This window comes from Ercella succinigenes (genome assembly GCF_900002895.1).
The window spans coordinates 77,578-97,940 of the sequence record NZ_CDHP01000040.1 but is presented as its reverse complement, the minus strand read 5'-3'; the positions used below and the strand labels follow the sequence as shown (position 1 = coordinate 97,940).

The 20,363-nt window shown below is 38.1% G+C and carries 15 protein-coding genes; 10 read left to right on the top strand and 5 right to left on the bottom strand.

The genetic code is table 11. The annotated features are described in order from the left end of the window. Positions 1 to 70 precede the first annotated feature (70 nt). The 6 genes from AC0KSB_RS09150 to AC0KSB_RS09125 all read left to right on the top strand — a co-directional run bounded on the left by AC0KSB_RS09150 (position 71) and on the right by AC0KSB_RS09125 (position 8,473). The gene (locus AC0KSB_RS09150) at positions 71 to 1,672 is read left to right on the top strand and encodes a response regulator (RefSeq protein WP_472308493.1); all 1,602 of its coding nucleotides are present in this window, start codon (positions 71 to 73) and stop codon (positions 1,670 to 1,672) included. An 18-nt stretch (positions 1,673 to 1,690) separates the two neighbouring features. Next, positions 1,691 to 3,538: a sensor histidine kinase gene (locus AC0KSB_RS09145; RefSeq protein WP_472308491.1), complete on the top strand. Its 1,848-nt coding sequence runs from the start codon at positions 1,691 to 1,693 to the stop codon at positions 3,536 to 3,538. Further along, complete coding sequence (locus tag AC0KSB_RS09140) at positions 3,535 to 4,524, top strand: substrate-binding domain-containing protein (RefSeq protein WP_472308489.1); 990 nt, start codon at positions 3,535 to 3,537, stop codon at positions 4,522 to 4,524. Before AC0KSB_RS09145 ends, AC0KSB_RS09140 begins: the two co-directional genes overlap by 4 nt. A 195-nt stretch (positions 4,525 to 4,719) precedes the next feature. Then, entirely contained in the window at positions 4,720 to 6,264 is a 1,545-nt protein-coding gene (locus tag AC0KSB_RS09135) for a sugar ABC transporter ATP-binding protein (protein ID WP_472308487.1), read from the top strand. Beyond that, positions 6,261 to 7,271, top strand: coding sequence for an ABC transporter permease (locus AC0KSB_RS09130; protein WP_472308485.1), 1,011 nt, complete (start codon positions 6,261 to 6,263; stop codon positions 7,269 to 7,271). Before AC0KSB_RS09135 ends, AC0KSB_RS09130 begins: the two co-directional genes overlap by 4 nt. 158 nt (positions 7,272 to 7,429) lie before the next feature. Beyond that, positions 7,430 to 8,473 carry a substrate-binding domain-containing protein gene (locus tag AC0KSB_RS09125; RefSeq protein ID WP_472308483.1) on the top strand — a complete coding sequence of 348 codons (1,044 nt, stop codon included), beginning with the start codon at positions 7,430 to 7,432 and terminating at the stop codon, positions 8,471 to 8,473. Between the two features lie 98 nt (positions 8,474 to 8,571). Here the strand turns inward: AC0KSB_RS09125 and AC0KSB_RS09120 are convergent, their stop codons facing one another. After that, a complete protein-coding gene (locus AC0KSB_RS09120; RefSeq protein WP_472308481.1) occupies positions 8,572 to 9,435 on the bottom strand; it encodes a helix-turn-helix transcriptional regulator in 864 nt (287 codons plus the stop codon). A gap of 316 nt (positions 9,436 to 9,751) precedes the next feature. Here AC0KSB_RS09120 and AC0KSB_RS09115 point away from each other — a divergent pair, with 316 nt between their 5' ends. Further along, the gene (locus AC0KSB_RS09115; RefSeq protein WP_472308479.1) at positions 9,752 to 11,560 is read left to right on the top strand and encodes an L-fucose isomerase; all 1,809 of its coding nucleotides are present in this window, start codon (positions 9,752 to 9,754) and stop codon (positions 11,558 to 11,560) included. A gap of 125 nt (positions 11,561 to 11,685) precedes the next feature. Here AC0KSB_RS09115 and AC0KSB_RS09110 read toward each other — a convergent pair whose 3' ends face one another. The 4 genes from AC0KSB_RS09110 to AC0KSB_RS09095 form a co-directional block, all read right to left on the bottom strand. Then, the gene (locus AC0KSB_RS09110) at positions 11,686 to 12,717 is read right to left on the bottom strand and encodes a hypothetical protein (RefSeq protein ID WP_472308477.1); all 1,032 of its coding nucleotides are present in this window, start codon (positions 12,715 to 12,717) and stop codon (positions 11,686 to 11,688) included. A gap of 47 nt (positions 12,718 to 12,764) precedes the next feature. Next, positions 12,765 to 14,459, bottom strand: a complete 1,695-nt coding sequence (locus tag AC0KSB_RS09105; RefSeq protein ID WP_472308475.1) for a zinc metalloprotease HtpX — start codon at positions 14,457 to 14,459, stop codon at positions 12,765 to 12,767. A gap of 174 nt (positions 14,460 to 14,633) precedes the next feature. After that, entirely contained in the window at positions 14,634 to 16,490 is a 1,857-nt protein-coding gene (locus AC0KSB_RS09100; RefSeq protein ID WP_472308473.1) for a sensor histidine kinase, read from the bottom strand. A gap of 37 nt (positions 16,491 to 16,527) precedes the next feature. Continuing rightward, positions 16,528 to 17,268, bottom strand: a complete 741-nt coding sequence (locus AC0KSB_RS09095; protein ID WP_472308471.1) for a response regulator transcription factor — start codon at positions 17,266 to 17,268, stop codon at positions 16,528 to 16,530. 137 nt (positions 17,269 to 17,405) lie between these two features. Between AC0KSB_RS09095 and AC0KSB_RS09090 the strand changes: the two genes are divergently transcribed. The 3 genes from AC0KSB_RS09090 to AC0KSB_RS09080 are packed head-to-tail and all read left to right on the top strand — an operon-like array spanning position 17,406 to position 20,245. Next, positions 17,406 to 17,789: a hypothetical protein gene (locus AC0KSB_RS09090; RefSeq protein WP_472308469.1), complete on the top strand. Its 384-nt coding sequence runs from the start codon at positions 17,406 to 17,408 to the stop codon at positions 17,787 to 17,789. A 12-nt stretch (positions 17,790 to 17,801) separates the two neighbouring features. Beyond that, on the top strand, positions 17,802 to 19,067 hold the full coding sequence (locus AC0KSB_RS09085) for a type 2 periplasmic-binding domain-containing protein (protein WP_472308467.1): 1,266 nt from the start codon (positions 17,802 to 17,804) through the stop codon (positions 19,065 to 19,067). Beyond that, positions 19,064 to 20,245 (top strand): ABC transporter substrate-binding protein, encoded by a 1,182-nt coding sequence (locus AC0KSB_RS09080; protein WP_472308465.1) that lies wholly within the window; start codon positions 19,064 to 19,066, stop codon positions 20,243 to 20,245. The genes AC0KSB_RS09085 and AC0KSB_RS09080 overlap by 4 nt, the downstream gene beginning before the upstream one ends. Positions 20,246 to 20,363 lie beyond the last annotated feature (118 nt).

The window sequence follows — 20,363 nt, the reverse complement described above, 5'->3', positions numbered from 1 at the left end:
TATATCATAGGCACTTGGTCATTACAGACAGCTCGTGTTAGAATAAATAAAAAGATTTTGCGAGGTTCAGATGGCTTATAAATTAATGATAGTAGATGATGAAAAAGTTGTGCGCGATCGGGTTGTATCACTTATCGACTGGCAGGAAGCTGGTTTTAATGTCACTGATGCCTGTGAAAACGGATTGGAAGCAATAGACGCTATTGAAAAAAACAATCCTGATCTGATAATGACAGATATTCGAATGCCATTTATGGACGGTCTTGAACTGGCAGAATTTGTTCAGAAAAATTATCCCATGATAAAAATAGTTTTTCTGACTGGTTTTGATGATTTTAATTATGCACGTAAAGCAATAGATTTAAGCGTTATGGACTATCTTCTTAAGCCAATTACTGCAGAGGAGCTAAAAAAATCTCTGATTCGTATAAGGCAAAGACTGGATGATCAGCTTGCCGAAAGACGCGATATAAGTCAGCTCAAGGAGTATTATGAGCAAAGTGCGCCTCAGCTTCGCAGCGGTTTTTTAACTCAACTGATTAACGGCAGTATCCAGCCACAGCAAATTGCAGAAGGCAAAAAAACTCTTAACCTTCATGAATTGGAGGGCAATAATTTTAGATCTGCCGTTTTATCAATAGATAGTTCTTCTTATAATAATGGTGTTTTTTCGGAACAAGATCATTCCCTTGCCTGTTTTGGTGTTTATAATATAGCTGATGAAATATGCCGGCGCAATGAAATTGGACTTGCTTTTATGCAGGCAGATCAGGTGGCAATAATAGCCCGTGATATGCGAGAGCTTTTGGAAAGCAGTCTTGATGAAATAAGGTTGGCGGCCAACCGTTTTTTAAAATTAACACTCACGATCGGTATAAGTAGTGCTGTAAATTCTCTGGAAGACCTCAAATTAGCCTGGCAAGAGGCGATTCGGGCTTTAGACTATCATTTGGTTGTTGGTAGCGACAGGTTAATTTATCTGGAAGATCTTGAATCGGTAGATTTAAGACCGCCTGTGGTAGATAAGAAGCTGGAGCAACAACTTCTTACAGCAATTAAAGTAGGACATGAGGAAGAACTTAAAGATGCAGTCAAAAAAATCATAAAAGTAATAACATCTTCACAATGGCCGCTGGATTATGTGCGTTTCTTTTTGTCAGGCATAGCAACAGCTCTTATTTCCGAAGCTGCTGCAACAGGCGTAAGTCTTAGTGAAACTTTGCCTGTTGATCAGATGACTCAATATCTTACCCGCAGCAATCTTAGCGATCTTGAAAACTGGCTGATGGAGACAAGTACAGGTCTGATGCAGGCAATCGATAGAAACCGAAAAGACAGCTGTCAATTAATGATAGAAAAAGCAAGTGAATATATCAGGCATAATTATGCTCAGCGTGATCTTTCATTAAATAGTATCAGTAATTATCTGCACATAAGTCCAAGCTATTTTAGCGCTTTATACAAACGTGAAACAGGAGAAACCTTTGTCAGTACGCTTCTGAAAGTCAGAATGGAAAAAGCCAAAGATCTTATCATAACTACCGGTTTGAAAAATTTTGAAATAGCTGCCGAAGTAGGCTATGATGATCCTCATTATTTTAGCGTTTGCTTCAAAAAATTTTTCAACATGTCTCCTAATGATTATCGTAATACACTTACACAAAAAACATAGAAAGCCGGGGTAACTGAAATGAATTTACTATCCGGCAGATATAAAAAAACAAGCCCTGAACAAAGTCTTTTGCAAAAGCACAGGGGTTTGCTTGTTCGTTTCCGAGACTATATGCGCAATTCTTTACGCATAGACGGACTGCAATTTAGAATAACTGTTTCTTCCACAGCGATTGCGCTTCTGGCTATAGCACTTGTTTCCATGACTTTATACACAAGATACCGTGACACCGCAATTGATCGAACAATGTTGAATAATACACAATTGGTTGAGCAGGTAGGTGTAAATCTTGATTCATATTTGCTTGAAATGATTGATCTATCCAAATATATTGAAAGAGAAATGATAAATACAGGTCAAACACAAGAACTTGAGAAAATATTTGCTACTATAAGCGGAATGAGAAACGATGTTGTTACTTTATCTGTCTTTGATCAGGGAGGTAATATAATTGCATCGAATAGCGACCGGCCTCTGAAACCATCTTTGCAAGACGGTTCAGGAATTCGTGAGCAGGACTGGTTTGCTGCTGCAAGCATAAATGGTCAAAGCAATTCTTCTCAAAGCCCTTTTACAGCACCTCATGTACAAAATCTTTATTACAGCAATTATCGCTGGGTCATAAGCCATAGCAGACAGGTAAGCTGGACAGGCAAGCTAAATCTCAAGCCGGTTATTCTTCTTGTTGATATGAATTTCCGTGCTATTGAACAGCTTTGTAATCAGGTTCAGCTTGGACGCCGTGGTTATGTTTTCATTGTTGATCAAAATGGTGATATCATCTACCATCCTCAACAACAAATGCTTTATCTCGGGGTAAAAAGCGAGGCTATTGAGCAAGTAATGCCTCTTGCCGACGGCAGTCACCGCATTGAACATGAAGGCCAGGAAATATCTGCCAGCATATACACTATGAAAGAAGCCGGCTGGCGTCTGGTTGGAGTAAATTATCTTGATGATATTATCTCTAGCTCTGAAGACACCAGGCTTCTTATTATTACTCTGGTTATATTGGGAACTTTGCTTGTTTTCATGATATCAATTCAATTAGCTGCATTCATGACAAGACCTTTGAAGAAATTACAAAGAAGGATGAAAGAAGTAGAGGCAGGGGCACTTGATACAGTTGCCGATCTACAGGGCGCCTATGAAATTAAACAGCTAACCAGCTCTTTTAATGCTATGATATCTCAGATTCAGCAGCTCATGAATCAGATAATAGATGATCATACCAAGCTCAGAAAAAGTGAAATGAAAGCTTTGCAGGCACAAATAAATCCTCATTTTCTCTATAATACCCTGGACTCCATCGTCTGGCTGGCAGAAGACGGAGATAGTAAGAGTGTAATAACTATGGTAAGTGCACTGGCAAAATTTTTCAGATTGAGCATAAGTGGAGGACATGATCTCATTACAATAGCCGATGAGCTTCGTCATGCAGAGAATTATCTGATAATTCAAAGCATCCGCTACAAAGACCAGTTTGACTATACATTTGAGGCTGACAAAGAAGTTCTGAACTGTCGTACAGTTAAAATTGTTTTACAGCCAATACTGGAAAATGCTATATACCATGGAATAGAAAAGGCTGTAGATCATGGACATATACTGATAGAAGCACGTGATGCTGGTGATAAAATCTTATTAAGAGTAAGAGATAATGGTTTAGGTATGACAAAAGAAACTCTGGAACGAATTTTCCAGATAAATCCAAGCAGAACATCGGGTATAGGTGTAAAAAATGTACATCAACGTATTCAATTGTATTTTGGCAAAGAGTATGGCCTTAAAATAGAAAGTGAACCAGAAGAAGGTACGGTTGTTGATATCTGGCTGCCAAAAACGGAAGGAGAAGAAAACGAATGAGCATAAAAAATAAAACAAAGCTTTCCTTACAGCTCATAATTATATCTCTTCTTCTCTCTTTTATGTTTTTTATGAGCAGCTGCACAAACCGCCAGCAAAAAACATGGGAAATTGCTATGCTGGTTAAAACGTCAGAATCGGACTTTTTTCAGACAGTCAAAAACGGAGCTGATGCTGCAAGCAAAGAATACAATGCTAATATTGTCTTTCGCGGGCCAGAACGCGAAAGTGAAGTCGATGAGCAAATCAATATGCTTTACCAGCTTATAGAAAGAAAGCCGGATGTTATACTTCTTGCAGCTTCGGATTATGATCGTCTGGTCGAACCGGCGTCAGCTGCAATTGCAGCCGGTATACCTGTGATAACTATCGATTCTGGTATCAATCTGGATTCTGTAAGTTCGGTAATTGAAACGGATAATTTTGTTGTTGGTTCTAAAATTGGACAGGCTATGGCCAACTCTTTAGAAGGAAATGCAACTGTTTTGCTTGTAAATTTCGTTGCCGGCACAAGTACTGCTGATGCCAGGGAAGCAGGTTTCATTGATGCTGTTTCGCAATATGATAATATTGAAATTGCCGATATTGTTTATTGTAACTCTCAGGAGCAGATTGCCAGACAGCAGGTACTGGATGGTATTGAAATGAGATCAGACATCAATGTTGTTGTTGGTTTAAACGCACATTCTACTATCGGTGCCGTCCGTGCTATTCTTGATCTTAGGGAAATGGGCGAACAGGAAGACATAAAAGTTTTTGGTGTTGACAGCACGCCTGAAGAAGTTCTCTATCTGGACAGAGGAGAATTAGAGGCAACAGTTATACAAAACCCTTATGCCATGGGTTATTTCGGAGTACAGGAAGCAGTGAGACTATTGCAGGGAGAAAGCATTGAGCAAGTTATATATACAGATTCCGTACTTATAGATAGGAATAATATGTATGCTCCCGAAAATCAGAAACTGGTTTTTCCTCTTGTAGAATAGATTCAAATTAGCAATTAAAAGATTTATTATAACTGACAAATCATACAATCAAACCTGCCTTGACCAATGCTTAATGTCGATTTGTGTCTAAATTGTGACTATATCATGAAAATTTACCCATAAACAGTTATATTTTTAATGTAAGTTCAAAAAAACTATTGCTAGAATAAAACTGGAATCGAGGTGAATGTATTAATGAGCGAATTAATTCGGATGGAAGGCATCGACAAAGCTTTCCCTGGCGTACAGGCTTTAAGCCAATGTCGTTTTGAACTGCATTCCGGCGAGGTACATGCGCTGGTTGGTGAAAACGGAGCCGGGAAATCAACTATGATGAAGATACTTACGGGTGTCTACACCAAGGATGCCGGTTCGATTTTTCTCAAGGGGAAGGAAATTGAGGTCAAAAATCCCCGGGCAGCCCAGGAGATGGGTATAAATATTATCCATCAGGAGTTAAACCTTTGTCAGCATTTGACGGTTGCCCAGAATATTTTTATCGGGCGCGAATCTCGTGTTGGAAAGTCTTTTTTCTTGAATGATAAGGAAAACGAAAAAAAGGCCAAAGAAATACTTGATATGATGAATATCAACATTAGTCCTAAGGCCAAGGTTGCAAGTCTCACAGTTGCCAGACAACAGATGGTTGAGATTGCAAAGGCACTATCTTTTAATGCAGATGTTCTGATTATGGATGAACCTACTGCAGCTTTGTCAGATTCGGAAATTGTTGAGTTGTTCCGTATCATTAATGATCTTCGGGCAAAAGGTGTTGGTATTGTTTATATTTCACATAGGATGGACGAATTAAAACAAATATCTGATCGCATAACAGTTATGCGTGACGGAACCTATATAGACACTGTTAAAACAAAAGAAGTTGAAATAAAACAAATCATCAGTATGATGGTAGGTCGTGAAATTTATGTTGAAGGTCATGCCAAAGAAACTGATAAAAGCAAACCAATTGTTCTCGAGGTAAAAAACCTCAAGAGCGGCAGACATATAAAAGATGTTTCTTTTGAACTTCATCAGGGAGAAATACTTGGTTTTGCCGGACTGATGGGAGCTGGAAGAACTGAAGTGGCCAGAGCAATTTTCGGAGCCGACAAGTTTGAAAGCGGAGAAATTCTCATCAATGGCAAAAAGGTAGATATAAAATCTCCTCGTGATGCAGTTCAGCATGGTGTCGGTTATCTCTCAGAAGACCGTAAGCGCTATGGTGTTGCTCTTGGGTTAGACATAGCAACTAATACAGTTTTGGCTTCATTGCCGAATTTTACTAACAAAATAGGCTGGATTGACGAGCCGGCTATACAAAAGCAGACTACAAAAATGGTAGATGCTATGAGTACAAAAACACCCAGCAATCGTCAAAGAGTCAAAAACCTTTCTGGTGGTAATCAGCAGAAAGTTATTATAGGTAAATGGCTTACCAGAGATTGTGACATTCTGATCTTCGACGAACCTACAAGAGGTATTGATGTCGGAGCCAAGGGAGAGATTTACAAATTACTGAACGAATTGGCTGATTCAGGTAAATCTATCATCATGATCTCTTCTGAATTGCCTGAAATTCTGAGAATGAGTCATCGTGTATGTGTTATGTGCGAAGGTAGACTCACGGGAATTCTGGCAGCTAAAGAAGCTACTCAAGAATCAATTATGCACTTTGCCACAATGCGCGAAAGCGTTGCCAAAGTGACATCTGAAGAAAATAATCAGGGGGAAGCAATATGAGCGCAAAAAGTGTGAGCAGAGGCATAAAGCTTAATGCCGACACAATGCAGAAGTTTCTGGCCTTCAGTGGACTGGTGCTTTTGTATGTAGTATTTTCCGTAGTAACACCAAACTTTTTTTCGCTGAACAACACTATTGATATAATGAGAGCCTCGGCTGTTCAAGGAGTTATGGCTCTCGGTGGAACTTTTGTTATTATTACCGGCGGTATTGATCTTTCACTTGGTACGGTAATGACTTTCTCATCAGTTATCATGGGTATCCTGGTTGCTGATTATCAGGTTCCGGTTTGGCTTGGCTTAATTGCCTGTGTAATCACCGGTGCCATTTGCGGTCTTACTAATGGATTCTTTATCGCTAAGCTGAAAATACCTCCATTTATCGCAACGCTTGGTATGATGATGATAACCCGAGGTCTGTCACTGGCAACAACCGGTGCAAATAACAAATATTTTACTGATTATCCTAATTTCCGCTTAATAGCAAATGGTTCTATTCTGGATTCAGCCGTAAAGTCTATTAACTCAAACTGGACTCTGCCTGTTCCTAATGCTGTTCTGATACTTTTTGGCATGGCAATAATAGGACATCTGATTCTGAACAAAACCATATTTGGTCGCTACACCTTTGCAATGGGCAGTAATGAAGAAGCTACCAGGCTTTCCGGTGTTAACACCGTTGCCTGGAAAATGGGAGTTTATACTTTGTGTGGAGCTTTTACCGGTGTTGCAGGTATATTGATGGCTTCAAGGTTAAATTCTGCGCAGGTTGCTCAAGGAGCCGGTATGGAGCTTGATGCTTTTGCCGCAGTAGTTATCGGTGGTACATCAATGAGCGGTGGTGAAGGTACTATCGTTGGTACTATTATCGGTGCACTTCTGATGAACGTTCTGCTGAACGGTCTGCGAATTTCTATGATACCGCAAGAATGGCAGTGGGTTGCCACAGGTGCAATCGTAATTGGTGCCGTTTACATGGATATTGTACGTCGTCGTAAAAGAGGCTGATCAATTTATTTTATTAGGTAATTAAACATTTTAATTTTGTGAGCTCCTCCCATATCTGCTGGTCTGACTGTGGCCAGGTCTGACAGCCGATAAGAGGGGGTTCAGATAAGTGTTCCCAAAAACACAGTAAACATGAACAATCTGAGGAGGTTCAAGACATGAAAGCAAAGAAATTAATTGCACTCATTCTTACTTTAGCAATGGCTATGGCACTATTTGCCGGCTGTGGCGGAAGTGATACTACAACCACAACAACTACAGCAGGCGCAGAAACAACAGCTCCAGCTGACGATGATGAAACAGAAGCCACAACAACTGCGGCTGATGATGGAGAAAAACTTTATATTCCTGTTATTTCAAAAGGATTCCAGCACAAATTCTGGCAGGCAGTTATGCAGGGTGCGGAAAAAGCTGCTGATGAATTTAATGTAGACATCACATTTGAAGGTCCTCCGTCTGAAAGCGACGTTGACATTCAGGTTCAGATGCTTGAAACAGCTATGAACAACAATCCTGCCGCTCTTTGTCTGGCAGCTCTCGACACACAGGCTGTTATGCCTGCTCTCGAAAGAGCTCAGGAAATGGGCATACCTGTAATAGGTTTTGACTCAGGTGTTGATTCAGACATAATTCTTGGTACAGCTGCTACAGATAATAAAGCTGCTGCTGCAGAAGCAGGACATCAGCTGGCAAAACTGATCGGCGAAGAAGGTAAAGTTTTTGTTATTGCTCATGATCAGACTTCTCTGACAGGTATACATCGTCGTGATGGATTCCTCGAGGCTATGAAAGATTATCCTAATATCGAAGTACTTGAAACACAGTACGGTGATGGCGACCATGCTAAATCAACTGATTTGGTTAAAGCTGTTCTCCAGGCTAATCCTGATGTAAAAGGCGTCTTTGGTGCTAATGAAGGTTCAATCGCTGGTGCTATCAATGCTGTTACAGAGCTTGACCTGATTGGTAAAGTTCAGCTGGTAGGTTTCGACTCAGGTAAACTGCTGCTCGATGCTATCGAAAACGGAACAGTTGCTGGTGCAGTTTCACAGGATCCTTATGCTATCGGTTATGAAGCAGTTAAAGCTGCAGTAATGGCTATCAATGGCGAAGACGTTCCTGAAGTTATCGACACTGGCTACCGCTGGTATACAGCTGACGATCTTGGTGATCCTGAACTGCAGATCATTCTGTACGAATAAGAATAAGTTAGTTATTAAAAATTTATGGCCAATCATTGATTTATAATCAATGCAAGACTGTCTCTGAAGGTTCAATCGAACTAAAGAGGCAGTCCTTTTTAATTTTTTCTTAAAACTGCATTCACCCGGCGGTATTCACGAGGACTATACTCCATTTTTTGCTTAAAAACTCTGGAAAAATAAAATTCATCATCATAACCCATATCTGTTGCAATCTCTGCTATTGTTAGATTTGTCAAAAGAAGTTTCAATGAAGCCTGCTGGATCAATTTACCTTGTATATACTGATTCAAAGTTATTCCATGTGCATTTCTAAATTTACGTCTTATGGTTTCATACGACATGTTTAATTCCTTGCAAACGATTTTGGCTGATAATCTTGCCGAAAGATTATTATCAACATAGGCATATATATGCTGATATTCACCTGCCAGAATCATTCTTGGTCTCAGATCTGGTAATTGACTACGGATAAACTGTGCAAGAGATTCATAAGCAATAGCTTTCAGACCAAGCAAATCTGGCAAAAACCCTTCATGGTACATTTTTACTATCTGCTGAAGCTTGTCTTCATCAAGCGGGAGCTCAAAACAACTGTTTATGCCCTCAAGAATTTCTGTATTCGCATATCTTAAAGAAAAATGAAAGTAAAACTTTTCAATTCTTTTGGCGGTTCTAAGATTAACTTTTGTGTATGGAGGTATCAGATACATATGTCCCGGCAGCAGATCTATTCTGCCATTTTGTGTTTCCAGCCAGCCATGATCTGCTATCATATAATATAGTCGGCCAAAAGGGGACATGACATCAAACTGATTCCATTGTTGATTGCCGATAAAATGACCATGATCAAGTAACTCAAGTGCAAGCTGATTTAAATGACTTGTTAACTGCTTATTTCTTTCGATTCCTCTTGAGTCTCGATAAAAATCAGGCCGATTATCCAATTCCATTTTATCCATTTTCATTCTCCGAAAAAAAGGTTGCTATTGCTCAATCATAATTAACTGCATTAATTGAATGTTACCTAATTGTCGGACAATTAATACTATTAATTGTTTTTTTGCCAACTAAACCGTATATTCCATGATTATACCAAATAATCCATGTTTATATGCATCTAATAATTTAAAATGGGATGAGAGTGGTCAAAATGACCAGAAAACTACTGGCTTTGCAAGTTGTGTTAGCAGACATCTTACAGCAGGCAAAAATGCCTTTCACCCAAAAAAATTTTATCAGTCAAACATAACTGCAGCTAATATTAGGAGGTTTAACATGCCACAAGTGAAAAACGAACCTGTGAACAAACTGATTGGACGCATGCCGAAAATTGGTATCCGCCCTTGCATTGACGGACGTCGTCGCGGCGTACGTGAATCATTGGAAGAACGTACAATGAATATGGCAAAAACAGCAGCCGAGCTGATCAGCAGTAATCTACGTCATGCTAATGGCTTACCTGTAGAATGCGTTATCGCAGATACATGTATAGGCGGAGTTGCAGAAGCAGCTATGTGCGAAGATAAATTTGCTGCTGAGAATGTAACAGCTACTCTTACTGTTACTCCTTGCTGGTGCTATGGCCTTGAGACAATGGATATGAATCCACTCACCATAAAAGCTGTCTGGGGATTTAACGGAACAGAGCGTCCCGGTGCTGTATATCTGGCAGCTGTTATGTCAGCACATGCACAGCGCAAATTACCTGCATTCTCAATTTATGGACGTGATGTTCAGGATTCAGCTGATACAAGTGTTCCTGAAGATGTTAAAGATAAAATTCTGCTTTGGGCTAAAGCAGCTTTAGCCGCAGGAACGATGAAGGGTAAATCATACGTTAATATTGGTGGAACATGTATGGGTATTGCCGGTTCTTATATTGATGCTCAAATGTTCCAGGAATATTTCGGTATTCGTACTGAATGGCTTGATCAGGTAGAGATCGAACGCCGTATTGCCAATAATATTTTTGATCAGGAAGAATTCAAAAAAGCTGTTGCCTGGCGTGAAGAATACTGTAAAGAGGGTTGGGACAGCAATGACGGCAGCCCTTATCAGCATAGCCGTGAAGAAAAAGACGAAGAATGGCTTCGTGTTATCAAACAAACTTTGATTATCCGCGATATAATGATTGGCAATCCAAAGCTTGCCGAGATAGGCTTTGAGGAAGAAGCTTGCGGACGTAATGCTATTGCCGGCGGTGTTCAGGGTCAGCGCCAATGGACAGATCATTTCCCCAATCATGACTTCTCAGAAGCAATTTTGTGTTCTTCTTATGACTGGAATGGCATACGTGAGCCAATGGTTGTTGCAACAGAAAATGATACTTTAAATGCTATGTCAATGCTGCTGGGACATCTTGTTGCTGACAGTGCTTCTGTTTTTGCAGATGTCCGCACATACTGGAGTCCGGAAGCAATAGAACGCGTTACAGGCTGGAAGCCTGAAGGCAAAGCTCAAGAAGGCTTTATACATCTTATCAACTCCGGTGCTGCATCTCTCGACGGTTGCGGCAAAATGAAGGATGACAATGGCAATCCTGTCATGAAAGCTTTCTGGGAAATCACCAGTGAAGATGCAGACGCTTGTCTGGCAGCAACACAGTGGTGTCCGGCTGACAATGGTTATTTCCGTGGCGGCGGTTATTCGTCTTTCTTTGAAACTCAGGCCGAAATGCCTATTACGATGGTACGTGTTAATAAAATAGAAGGGCAAGGACCGGTTCTTCAGATCGCTGAAGGATACACCACTGTATTGCCAGATGAAGTAAATCAGACTTTACAGGCAAGAACGAATCCTACCTGGCCGACAACATGGTTTGTCCCTCGCACAACAGGCGAAGGTGCATTTAAAGATGTTTACAGTGTAATGGCAAACTGGGGTGCTAATCATGGTTCTTTTAACTATGGACATATCGGAGACAAGTTAATAACTCTAGCCAGTATGTTGAGAATACCTGTATCAATGCATAATGTTGAAGCTGATCGAATCTATCGCCCACACGCTTGGTCTGCATTTGGAACTGTCGAAAACGAAAGCGCAGATTATCGTGCTTGTGAAACTTACGGACCTCTGTTTGGTTAATAAATCTCAAATCTGAACAGTTGCAAAAACTGGGAGAGCAGGTGTTAAATGCTTTCCCAGTTTTTTTGCCCTAATGGTTACATGTGTGCAAAGCAGTTCTTTACATGCCTTGCAGCAAAATTGCGTTAGTATTTAGCCTTTGACAGATAAAATATTATCTCAGAATAGTCTGGAGTATATATAATTACTGTATTTTTATTAGGATTATAATATAATTCAATCCCGACACTGTCATCCCAGGCTGCTTCAGGCGCATTAGATTCCATTACACTTGCATAACCAGAATAGCCTCCATCTTGATAAAAGAAATCATATGTCATGTAGTCAGGGGAATCAGGATAATCAATATACAAAACACCCTTTTCATCTTCTGTTAGCCACATACCTGCACGAAAAGTACTGTAGTCAATATCTTGTGCATCATACCCGGTCTTTTCCCAAGAGAAAAATACCGGCCGATAACTATCTTTGACACTATTATTTGAATTTTGAGCGGCTTCTTCCTTTTTGTCTGCTTCTTCTATATCTGAAATTATATCATCTACAATACTCTGAGCTTGTTCTTTTTTATATTCCAGATCTTCATCTTTTTCCTCTATATCAGGTTTTTCTTCTTTTTGGTCTGGCACTTCAATCTTTTCATCGCTCTCATTATCATCTTTTTTCTCTTGATTTTCTTTTTCATTATTCTGAACAGGTGTTTGAGCGTAAGAATCATTAAAGTTCAACAATTGTGTAGGCACTATTGACTTTTCTGCTTTTTCTGAGCCTCTATTAGCAGTCTTCCTTGGGATAATGGGCAAACCCATAGCCATACTTGATGCCGCAAAACTTATAACTAATACGAGGACAAAAGCAGCAGAAAGAATTATTTTCTTCTGCTTGTCTGATTGCTTTTTACTATTTTCAGATTTAATCCTATCTCCATCTGTCGGTAAATCTATCTCCCCCATCCACTGAGCAGTTGAACCATCTTCAGGATTATATCCAATCACTTTTTGGACAGGATTCCCATAACAATCCACTGTTTTTTCCAGTGAGTATTTTATTTGATTTCCACCGGCAAAATTATTTTCTGCTTGCTGCTGAGGTGAATAAACTTTTTCATTCTCCTTAACATCCTTTGCATTATTATTTAGATGATTGCTTTCATTCATAAGCCGTATCCTCCTTTTTCGATTTTAACAATAGTTACTGATTTGATTCAAGATTGAATTGGCTCTTTTTGAACATTATTAAAATCATGATTATTTTGAGGAATTGTATTTTGCTGCTCAGGCTGATTAATTGATCCTCCTTGCACAAACTGCGGAGCCGAATAAAATTGCGGTGGTTGTTGCATCTGAGGTTGTGAACCGGTAGCAAATTGCTGCGGCTGCGGTTGCGCTCCAAAAGGATTTGGCTGCTGATAATTTGGGTATACAAAAGATTGTCCATAAGGCTGTGGCACTACATGTGGTGTTTGTTCAAACCGAGGTGTCTGCTGCATAAATTGCGGTGGCATTGCCTGTGGTGCTTGTTCAAACTGAGGTGTCTGCTGCATAAATTGCGGTGGCATCGCCTGTGGTGCTTGTTCAAACTGAGGTGTTTGCTGCATAAATTGCGGTGGCATCGCCTGTGGTGCCTGTTCAAACTGAGGTGCCTGCTGCATAAATTGCGGCGGCACTGCCTGTGGTGCCTGTTCAAACTGAGGTGTTTGCTGCATAAATTGCGGCGGCACTGCCTGTGGTGCTTGTTCAAGCTGAGGTGCCTGCTGCATAAATTGCGGCGGCATTGCTTGAGGAGCCTGTTCAAACTGAGGATAATACGCATTATTCATTTGATTTACATTTTCAGGTACCTTCCGACCGCTATTGGCAGGCGCAAGTGCTGCCACACCCACAGGTTCAGCTCTATATCCCCAACCGCTTGCTTCCGGGGCAGCAGGAGGAGTGTTATATCCCATACCAATCGGCGGAAGCACAGGAGGGGTCTGATGGGCATATCCATATTGCTCAGGATAGTAATTTACTGCTTCCATACTGTGTCCGTAAGCATTGCTATAGCCTGCTCCTAATTCTTGTAGTTTAGCAATTCTGTCATTGGTATCAGGGTGAGTTGAATTTAATTGGGCAAAAAAACCTTTTTCAGAAGAACTATCTTCAAAACTATCAAGAACAACTGCCAAAGCATTTCCATATCCTAGATCATAAGCAAACTTATCAGCTTCAAATTCATTTTGCCTGCTTGTATGCATTACCAAAAGCATTCCGATTTTTGTCCAGCACCACATAGCAAAAACCAGCAACAGATCAATAAATATTTTGCCTATCAAGGTTGCCAGACTATCAAGTGCTATCGCCAAGAAAAACATTATTGCTCCAATAATTATGCGGTAAATGACAAAAATAGCACTCATAAGCATATTTCCTACAGAAATAAGCAGCAGCAAATCCGTATCTTTATGCGCTAAATGTCCGAACTCATGTGCTAGTGTACCCTTTATCTGATCATCAGTGTAGCTCATAAAACCTTTTGTTATACAGATTGTTTTTCTGCCTGTAGCAAAAGCATTAGGGGAAGAATCATTACTCATAAAGAGCTGCACATCCCCTGAAATACTTGGATCAAGCTGTTTTGCTCTTGCATAGACTTCCTGAAAAAGAGGATTGAGTCTATCCATATAATCTTTGCGTTTTATTTTCTTACAGCCATATTGCATACGCAAAATCCATTCTCCCAAGGGAGAAAGAGCAATCGCCAGACTGGCAGCATAGAGAAGAATAGCAAAAAATGCCATACTTATGTCGGAAAATCCGCCAAATAGGGCTATGTAGATTATTAGATTTAAAACCAGATAAATTATAGACCCGGTATTTTGTTTTCTCATTAAATTTTTTGCAAAGTCAACCAGATACATTTTTTGCCTCCATAAAACTGCAAATAAATATTCTCAAACATATTTAAATGCTAACTTATTGTCTGTCGCAGATCATTTAAAATGAAATAGCATTGTAATAAATTTTATTTGTAAAATAATTATTCAGGTATAGAAAATTTTCACATTGCTTTGTAGGCATCTATGAAGTTGAAATTAATGGCATTTATCCGCAGCAATAATTATTTTTACTGAAAAGCCTTTCCCCAAAGAGGTTTCCGAAGAAATTTCAAAAATAAAATTTTGCGGGAAATAAGACATTAATCTTTTCTTAACATTGCTCAATGCAATATGCGATATTCCAGAAACATTACTCTCGTTTTTTGTTTGAGTTTCAAGCGTTTTTTTCAGATCACATAGCTCCTGTTCAGATATGCCTTTACCATTATCATAAATTTCTATAAAGATAACTTTTTGATCTTCTGAGAAATTTGCTTGCGATATTCTGAAACTATTATTTTGAGATATGTTATTGTTTACGGTATATTTTTGCTTTTCTTCCCACATAGCTTTAGTTTCTATGAAAAGATCACCAAATTTAATTATTTTTGCTGTAATTAATATTTTGCCCTGTTTTTGCGTTTCTATTAGCCCATGTATCATAGAATTTTCAATAATCGGCTGTAGAAGCATTCTTGGCATTTTATTATCCATTAAACGATCATCTAGATTCATTTCCAACAAAATTCTGTTTTGATATCTTATATTCATTATTTCAACATATGTTTGCAAAAGCTCAAATTCATCCCAGGCATTGACCCAGTCATCTTCATTATAGGCATAGCTTATAAGTGCAGAGAGCCCCGAACACATAAAACGGGCCTTTTCCAGTTCTCCTTTTGAAATAAGAATCTTTATTATGTTAATGCTGTTTACTGTAAAATGTGCATTAATCTGTTTCTTTAACGCATAAATGATTGCTTTTTGATTTTCCAGTTCAGCATCAAGAACTCGATTATTTGCCTCCTGAATAAGCCTATTTTTTTTCTCAATTCTTATTAGAAGCTTATTAATCTGGTACACAAGTTTATCAAAATCAGGATTGTTGATCGGTTCTAAAAGTTCTGGTTCTGCTGTTATCTCCAGATCAGATATCTGTTCTATCACATATATCATCGGTTTGAATAATTGGCGATGAATAACAACTCCATATGTTGCTATAATCATTAAGAATATTATAGTTGTTACAATCGTAGCAAAAGTAAAAAAAAGCATTGAATTTTCAAAAGATGTCGAGGTTGTTGCTACGAGCATATCATATCCTGAGATGCCTATTCGGCTTTTTACATAAAAAGGTATATCCTGCTCAATCACTTCGACTGACTGATTCAAGTATTCAGGGAAGTTTGAAAGAACAATTTCATTATCTGATACCAGTACAACATGAAAAGTTTCTTCCAGATAATATTCCGATAATTGATTAAGCCAGGTCGTTTCATCAATCAGCAAAGCAATTCCGCCTGATTTTTCGCTATTTTCATCACTGATTTTATAGCCATACCCTATGAGATTCTGCTCGTCGGCAGTAAGAGTTATATGGCTCAAATAATCATAATTATCAAGAAGATTGCCTACTCTTTTGCAGGCGGTATTACCAAGATTGCCATAAAAACGATAAAAAGTTTCATTTTTATTATACAAAATCAAACTGTTCAAAAGAGTCATCTGATCAAGTGTGCTGTCCATATCTGACTGGATGAGGCCTGCAAGCTCAAAATAATTAGCATTACTATCTGTCAGAACCATCTCTTGTATTTTTTTATTTTGTGCCAGTAAAAGTGTTAACTGTTCTACTCTGGCAAATTCACTGCCCAGATCGCCTATAATCTGATTCGAAATGCTCTTTAGCTGCGCTTCTGTTGTCTCTCTGATATTTTTTGCCACTATCAGGTAGAAAAATGCCCAAATGATTATTATCAATATAAGCATAATTAAAGCAGCAAGAATAAATCTCGATTTGAGATCTGTTTTTTTACTGGTTTTATAATAGCCTTTACTGAACACATTTTGCATTTTATATATTTTTTCCCTGTCTTTTTTTCTTGATTTTTCAGAATAAAGCAGAAAAATCTTCTCTGTATTTGCCAGGAGGCATACCATAGTAATCTTTAAAAACTTTACAAAAATAAAAATAATCTGAATAGCCACAACAGATTGCTATTTCCTTAAAAGCCTTGGTTGTTGTTTTTACCAGTCTGGCTGCTTCATGCATTCTCAATTCAGTAATAAACAGAGTCAAGGTTGTTCCATAATGCCTGGCAAAAAGATTGCAAATATAATTGGGACTGATGTGGAAAAGGTTGCTTAAATAATCAAGAGTCATTTTTTTTGTATAATTATTCTTCACATATTGAATTAACCCATCAAAGGCTTCCGATCCTGTTGTTTTTTCCAGATCTGTTCCCGATTGCGTTCCAGCTGACAATTTTTTACTTATTTTTTTTAATAGCATTTCTATTTCATCGATATTCACAGGTTTTAGCAAGTAGTCAAATCCGCCACTTAAGAAAAACTTTTTTGCATCCTGAAATGTTCCGTAGGCACTTAACATAACAATTTCAGCAGTTATCTGTTTGCTGCGAAGACTGCTAAGAAGCTCAACACCGCTTAGACCAGGCATTCTGAGATCACTGAATATTACTTCAGGTTGCAATTTCTCGATTTCAAAAATTGCTTTCTGAGGATCGGTTTGTGATCCTATAACTTCAAAGCCATTATCAAGCCATGGTACGGTTTGTTTAAGATCCTCTATAATATAATGGTCATCATCGATCAGATATACTCCGTGCATTAAAGAGAGCCTCCGCATATAAAATGTTTTTATCAATTATTTATTTTATAGTATAATTATTAAACATTCTCTTATATACAGTATATTATTTTTGTTTTTTGAACAACAGAATTATAATTATTTTTTGAGGTAGAAGGGTGATCAGAAAATTTCGTATCCGCGCATTTTGGCTATGCCTTGTTATTATACTTGCTTCATTTATAGTAGGTGGGTGTAGCATTATTGACAAATTTGTTTCGCCTTCTTCAGATGATAATGCAAATAATTTTGCCAATGAACCTCTGGCAATCGTGATGCGTTCTGATTCCTTGGTCAGAGATGTTAAAACAAATAATTATAAATTATGGCTGGAAGAAAACATTAAACGTAAGATAGATTTGATTTTAATTTCTCCTGCACAGATAAATACTTACCTTGATATATTACTTTATTCCGAAAGCACTGATATTGATGCATTTTTTTCTTTATCCGATCAGAACAGCCGTCTGGAAACAATTGCAAAAGTTAATCAATATGGTTAGGAAGGCAAAATTATGCCACTAAATGAATATATTGACCAATCAGATTTGGTTCTTGATTGTTTCAGTCAAGTGCAAGAATATGATCTTGCAAATTATATCTCGCATTCGGATGGCAATATTTATTATATGCCGGGAATAGATCTTTCTAATCAACATTCTGTCGATCAGATTTTGTGGATTAATCAAAAATGGCTGGCAAATCTAAATCTTGAAATACCAAGAACTATTGACGATTTAATAAATGTTTTAAGAGCTTTTCGCGACAATGATCCTAATGGCAATGGTATCAAGGATGAGCTTCCCTTAGTAGGTTCTTTTGAGAGTCTTGGACTAAGGTCTTATGATTTTCTGATAAATTCTTTTGTCTACAATGATGTTGATAATTCAAGATTTTACTTAGAAGAAGGCAATCTTGTTTTTGCCCCCGTTTCTGATGGATGGCGAAAAGCAATGATTTATCTGAACCAGTTATATTCTGAAGATCTTTTACACAGTTCAAATTTTGATTTCACCAAAAATCAGCTTATGCAGCTGGTAAACGATCCTCGTTCCCTTGTTGGGGCTTTAACCTGTTCCAGCGTTACTGAAATAATGCTTTCTAACTCGCCCGAAATCATTGGTGCTTTTGTTCAGGTTCCGCCTTTATCTTTTGATAATAAAAAGGCAAATATTGTCAGAAAAACTGCTCTTCCCTCTGTTCATGGATTTATTCTAAATTCTTCAGACCAGGCTGAACAAGTTTTTGAGCTTTTTGAATTAATGTATAGCGAAGATGCTTTCTTAAGAGGAAGATATGGCCAGTATAATGTGGACTGGCAGCATGCAAATGAAAATGACCTCGATCTCTATGGTTCACAAGCTCTGATAAAGGTTAACAGACCGCTTGATGAAAAACCGCAAAACAGTCATCTGCGTGATACAGGACCTTATTGGGGATATGCAAAATATATTGATGGTATTTCATGGAATGGCATACAGGCAGACTCTACTTATATGGATGCCAGAACCTATATGGTATACAGCAAGTTTTTTCCGCAGGAATACTTGATTTCCTTAAATTTTTCTGATGATAATAATTTCTACATGGAAACAAAAATAAAAATTATAGATAATATTGTTTTAAAAAGCATTTCCGATTTTGTCTCTGGTAAAGTAAATCCTAAAAACGATAAAAGTTGGTCTGATTATCTGAAAAAACTTGAAAACCAAGATTTATCCGAAATCATTTCAGCTGCAGAAAAATCATGGTATGGCATAAGTAATGAGGTTGGCGAATGAAAATATATTTTAGATTTTTAATTGCAATTGTTGTATTTTGTTTTTCTTGTTTTTTTATTGCTGGTTGTCTGGAACAAAAAAAAGTCGATTCAGATCCTTTTGAACAATGGAAAATAGAGGCAGCACTTGATGAGTATGAAGATCCGGAAGAACTTTATCAGGCAGCGTTAAAAGAAGATACCCTGATTATTTACTCAATTTCGACCAGAATGATGGACGTTAAAGAGTCTTTTGAAAAAGAATATCCGGGCTTAACAGTTTTTATTTATGATATGAGAACCGGAGATCTTTTTGACATGCTAAAAGAAAATCACGCCTCTCAAAATTATGTCTGTGATATTATTTTTGCAAGTAATAATAACGGCGACATGTATAATGAACTTTTTTTGGAAGGTCTTTTGCAAAATTATGTGCCACCTGATATAGGTGCGCACATTAAGCCTGAAGATTCAGATATTATGCTGAATGTTTTGATTGAAATAATGCAATTATTCTATAATAGCGATTTATATGAACAGTCTCCTGTTTCAAACTGGTGGCAGATAACCGAATCAAGATTTTATAACCGAATCATCATGAGCAATCCTCATAAGTCAATCAGCACATTAGGTATTCTTAGTGTAATTTATCAAGATGAAGAGATTCTGATGGAATCCTATACAAATTACTTTGGTCATAACTATGATCAAGAAGAGCCTATAGGCAAGTATTTCCTAAGACTTCTGGCTGCGCAAAACCCTGTTATTATAAATTCAAGTGACGAAGCTGTTGAATTATTGGGAAGCCCGGGACAGAATGATTATGACCTGGCTTTTATTCTTTCCAGTAAAGCAAGGGAGTCTGCTTTAGGCTACCGCATTGAACCTATTTTCGAAATAGAACCTTTCACTGGAACATATTCTCCTAATTGTGTAATGATTGCATCAGGTTCACCCAATATAAACAGTGCCAAGTTATTTATTCGTTGGCTAATGGGAGAATCAGATGGTCAGGGGGAAGGATATAAACCCTATCTACAAAGAGGTGCATGGTCTGTAAGAGATGATATCGACAGTGATGATCCTTTGCGGATAGATGATATAAAAACTGTCCAAATAGACACAGATTTCATCTTTTTTCAGAGAGAAGAGATCTTATCTTTCTGGAACGAAGTGTCAAATACGCAATCCTCTCCATAAATTTGTGAATATTTTCTATACATTGTTCTTTCGTTTATTTGTAATATTTCTCATGATAAGTATATATTGGTTTTAGCTTGTTTTATAAGTATTTACTGATTTTACCAAGGGGAGTAAA

Bases quoted from the DNA above. Each gene is read 5' to 3' on its own strand.
- AC0KSB_RS09150 (WP_472308493.1), top strand. From the start codon at position 71: ATGGCTTATAAATTAATGATAGTAGATGATGAAAAAGTTGTGCGCGAT.
- AC0KSB_RS09145 (WP_472308491.1), top strand. From the start codon at position 1,691: ATGAATTTACTATCCGGCAGATATAAAAAAACAAGCCCTGAACAAAGT.
- AC0KSB_RS09140 (WP_472308489.1), top strand. From the start codon at position 3,535: ATGAGCATAAAAAATAAAACAAAGCTTTCCTTACAGCTCATAATTATA.
- AC0KSB_RS09135 (WP_472308487.1), top strand. From the start codon at position 4,720: ATGAGCGAATTAATTCGGATGGAAGGCATCGACAAAGCTTTCCCTGGC.
- AC0KSB_RS09130 (WP_472308485.1), top strand. From the start codon at position 6,261: ATGAGCGCAAAAAGTGTGAGCAGAGGCATAAAGCTTAATGCCGACACA.
- AC0KSB_RS09125 (WP_472308483.1), top strand. From the start codon at position 7,430: ATGAAAGCAAAGAAATTAATTGCACTCATTCTTACTTTAGCAATGGCT.
- AC0KSB_RS09120 (WP_472308481.1), bottom strand. From the start codon at position 9,435: ATGGATAAAATGGAATTGGATAATCGGCCTGATTTTTATCGAGACTCA.
- AC0KSB_RS09115 (WP_472308479.1), top strand. From the start codon at position 9,752: ATGCCACAAGTGAAAAACGAACCTGTGAACAAACTGATTGGACGCATG.
- AC0KSB_RS09110 (WP_472308477.1), bottom strand. From the start codon at position 12,717: ATGAATGAAAGCAATCATCTAAATAATAATGCAAAGGATGTTAAGGAG.
- AC0KSB_RS09105 (WP_472308475.1), bottom strand. From the start codon at position 14,459: ATGTATCTGGTTGACTTTGCAAAAAATTTAATGAGAAAACAAAATACC.
- AC0KSB_RS09100 (WP_472308473.1), bottom strand. From the start codon at position 16,490: ATGCAAAATGTGTTCAGTAAAGGCTATTATAAAACCAGTAAAAAAACA.
- AC0KSB_RS09095 (WP_472308471.1), bottom strand. From the start codon at position 17,268: ATGCACGGAGTATATCTGATCGATGATGACCATTATATTATAGAGGAT.
- AC0KSB_RS09085 (WP_472308467.1), top strand. From the start codon at position 17,802: ATGCCACTAAATGAATATATTGACCAATCAGATTTGGTTCTTGATTGT.
- AC0KSB_RS09080 (WP_472308465.1), top strand. From the start codon at position 19,064: ATGAAAATATATTTTAGATTTTTAATTGCAATTGTTGTATTTTGTTTT.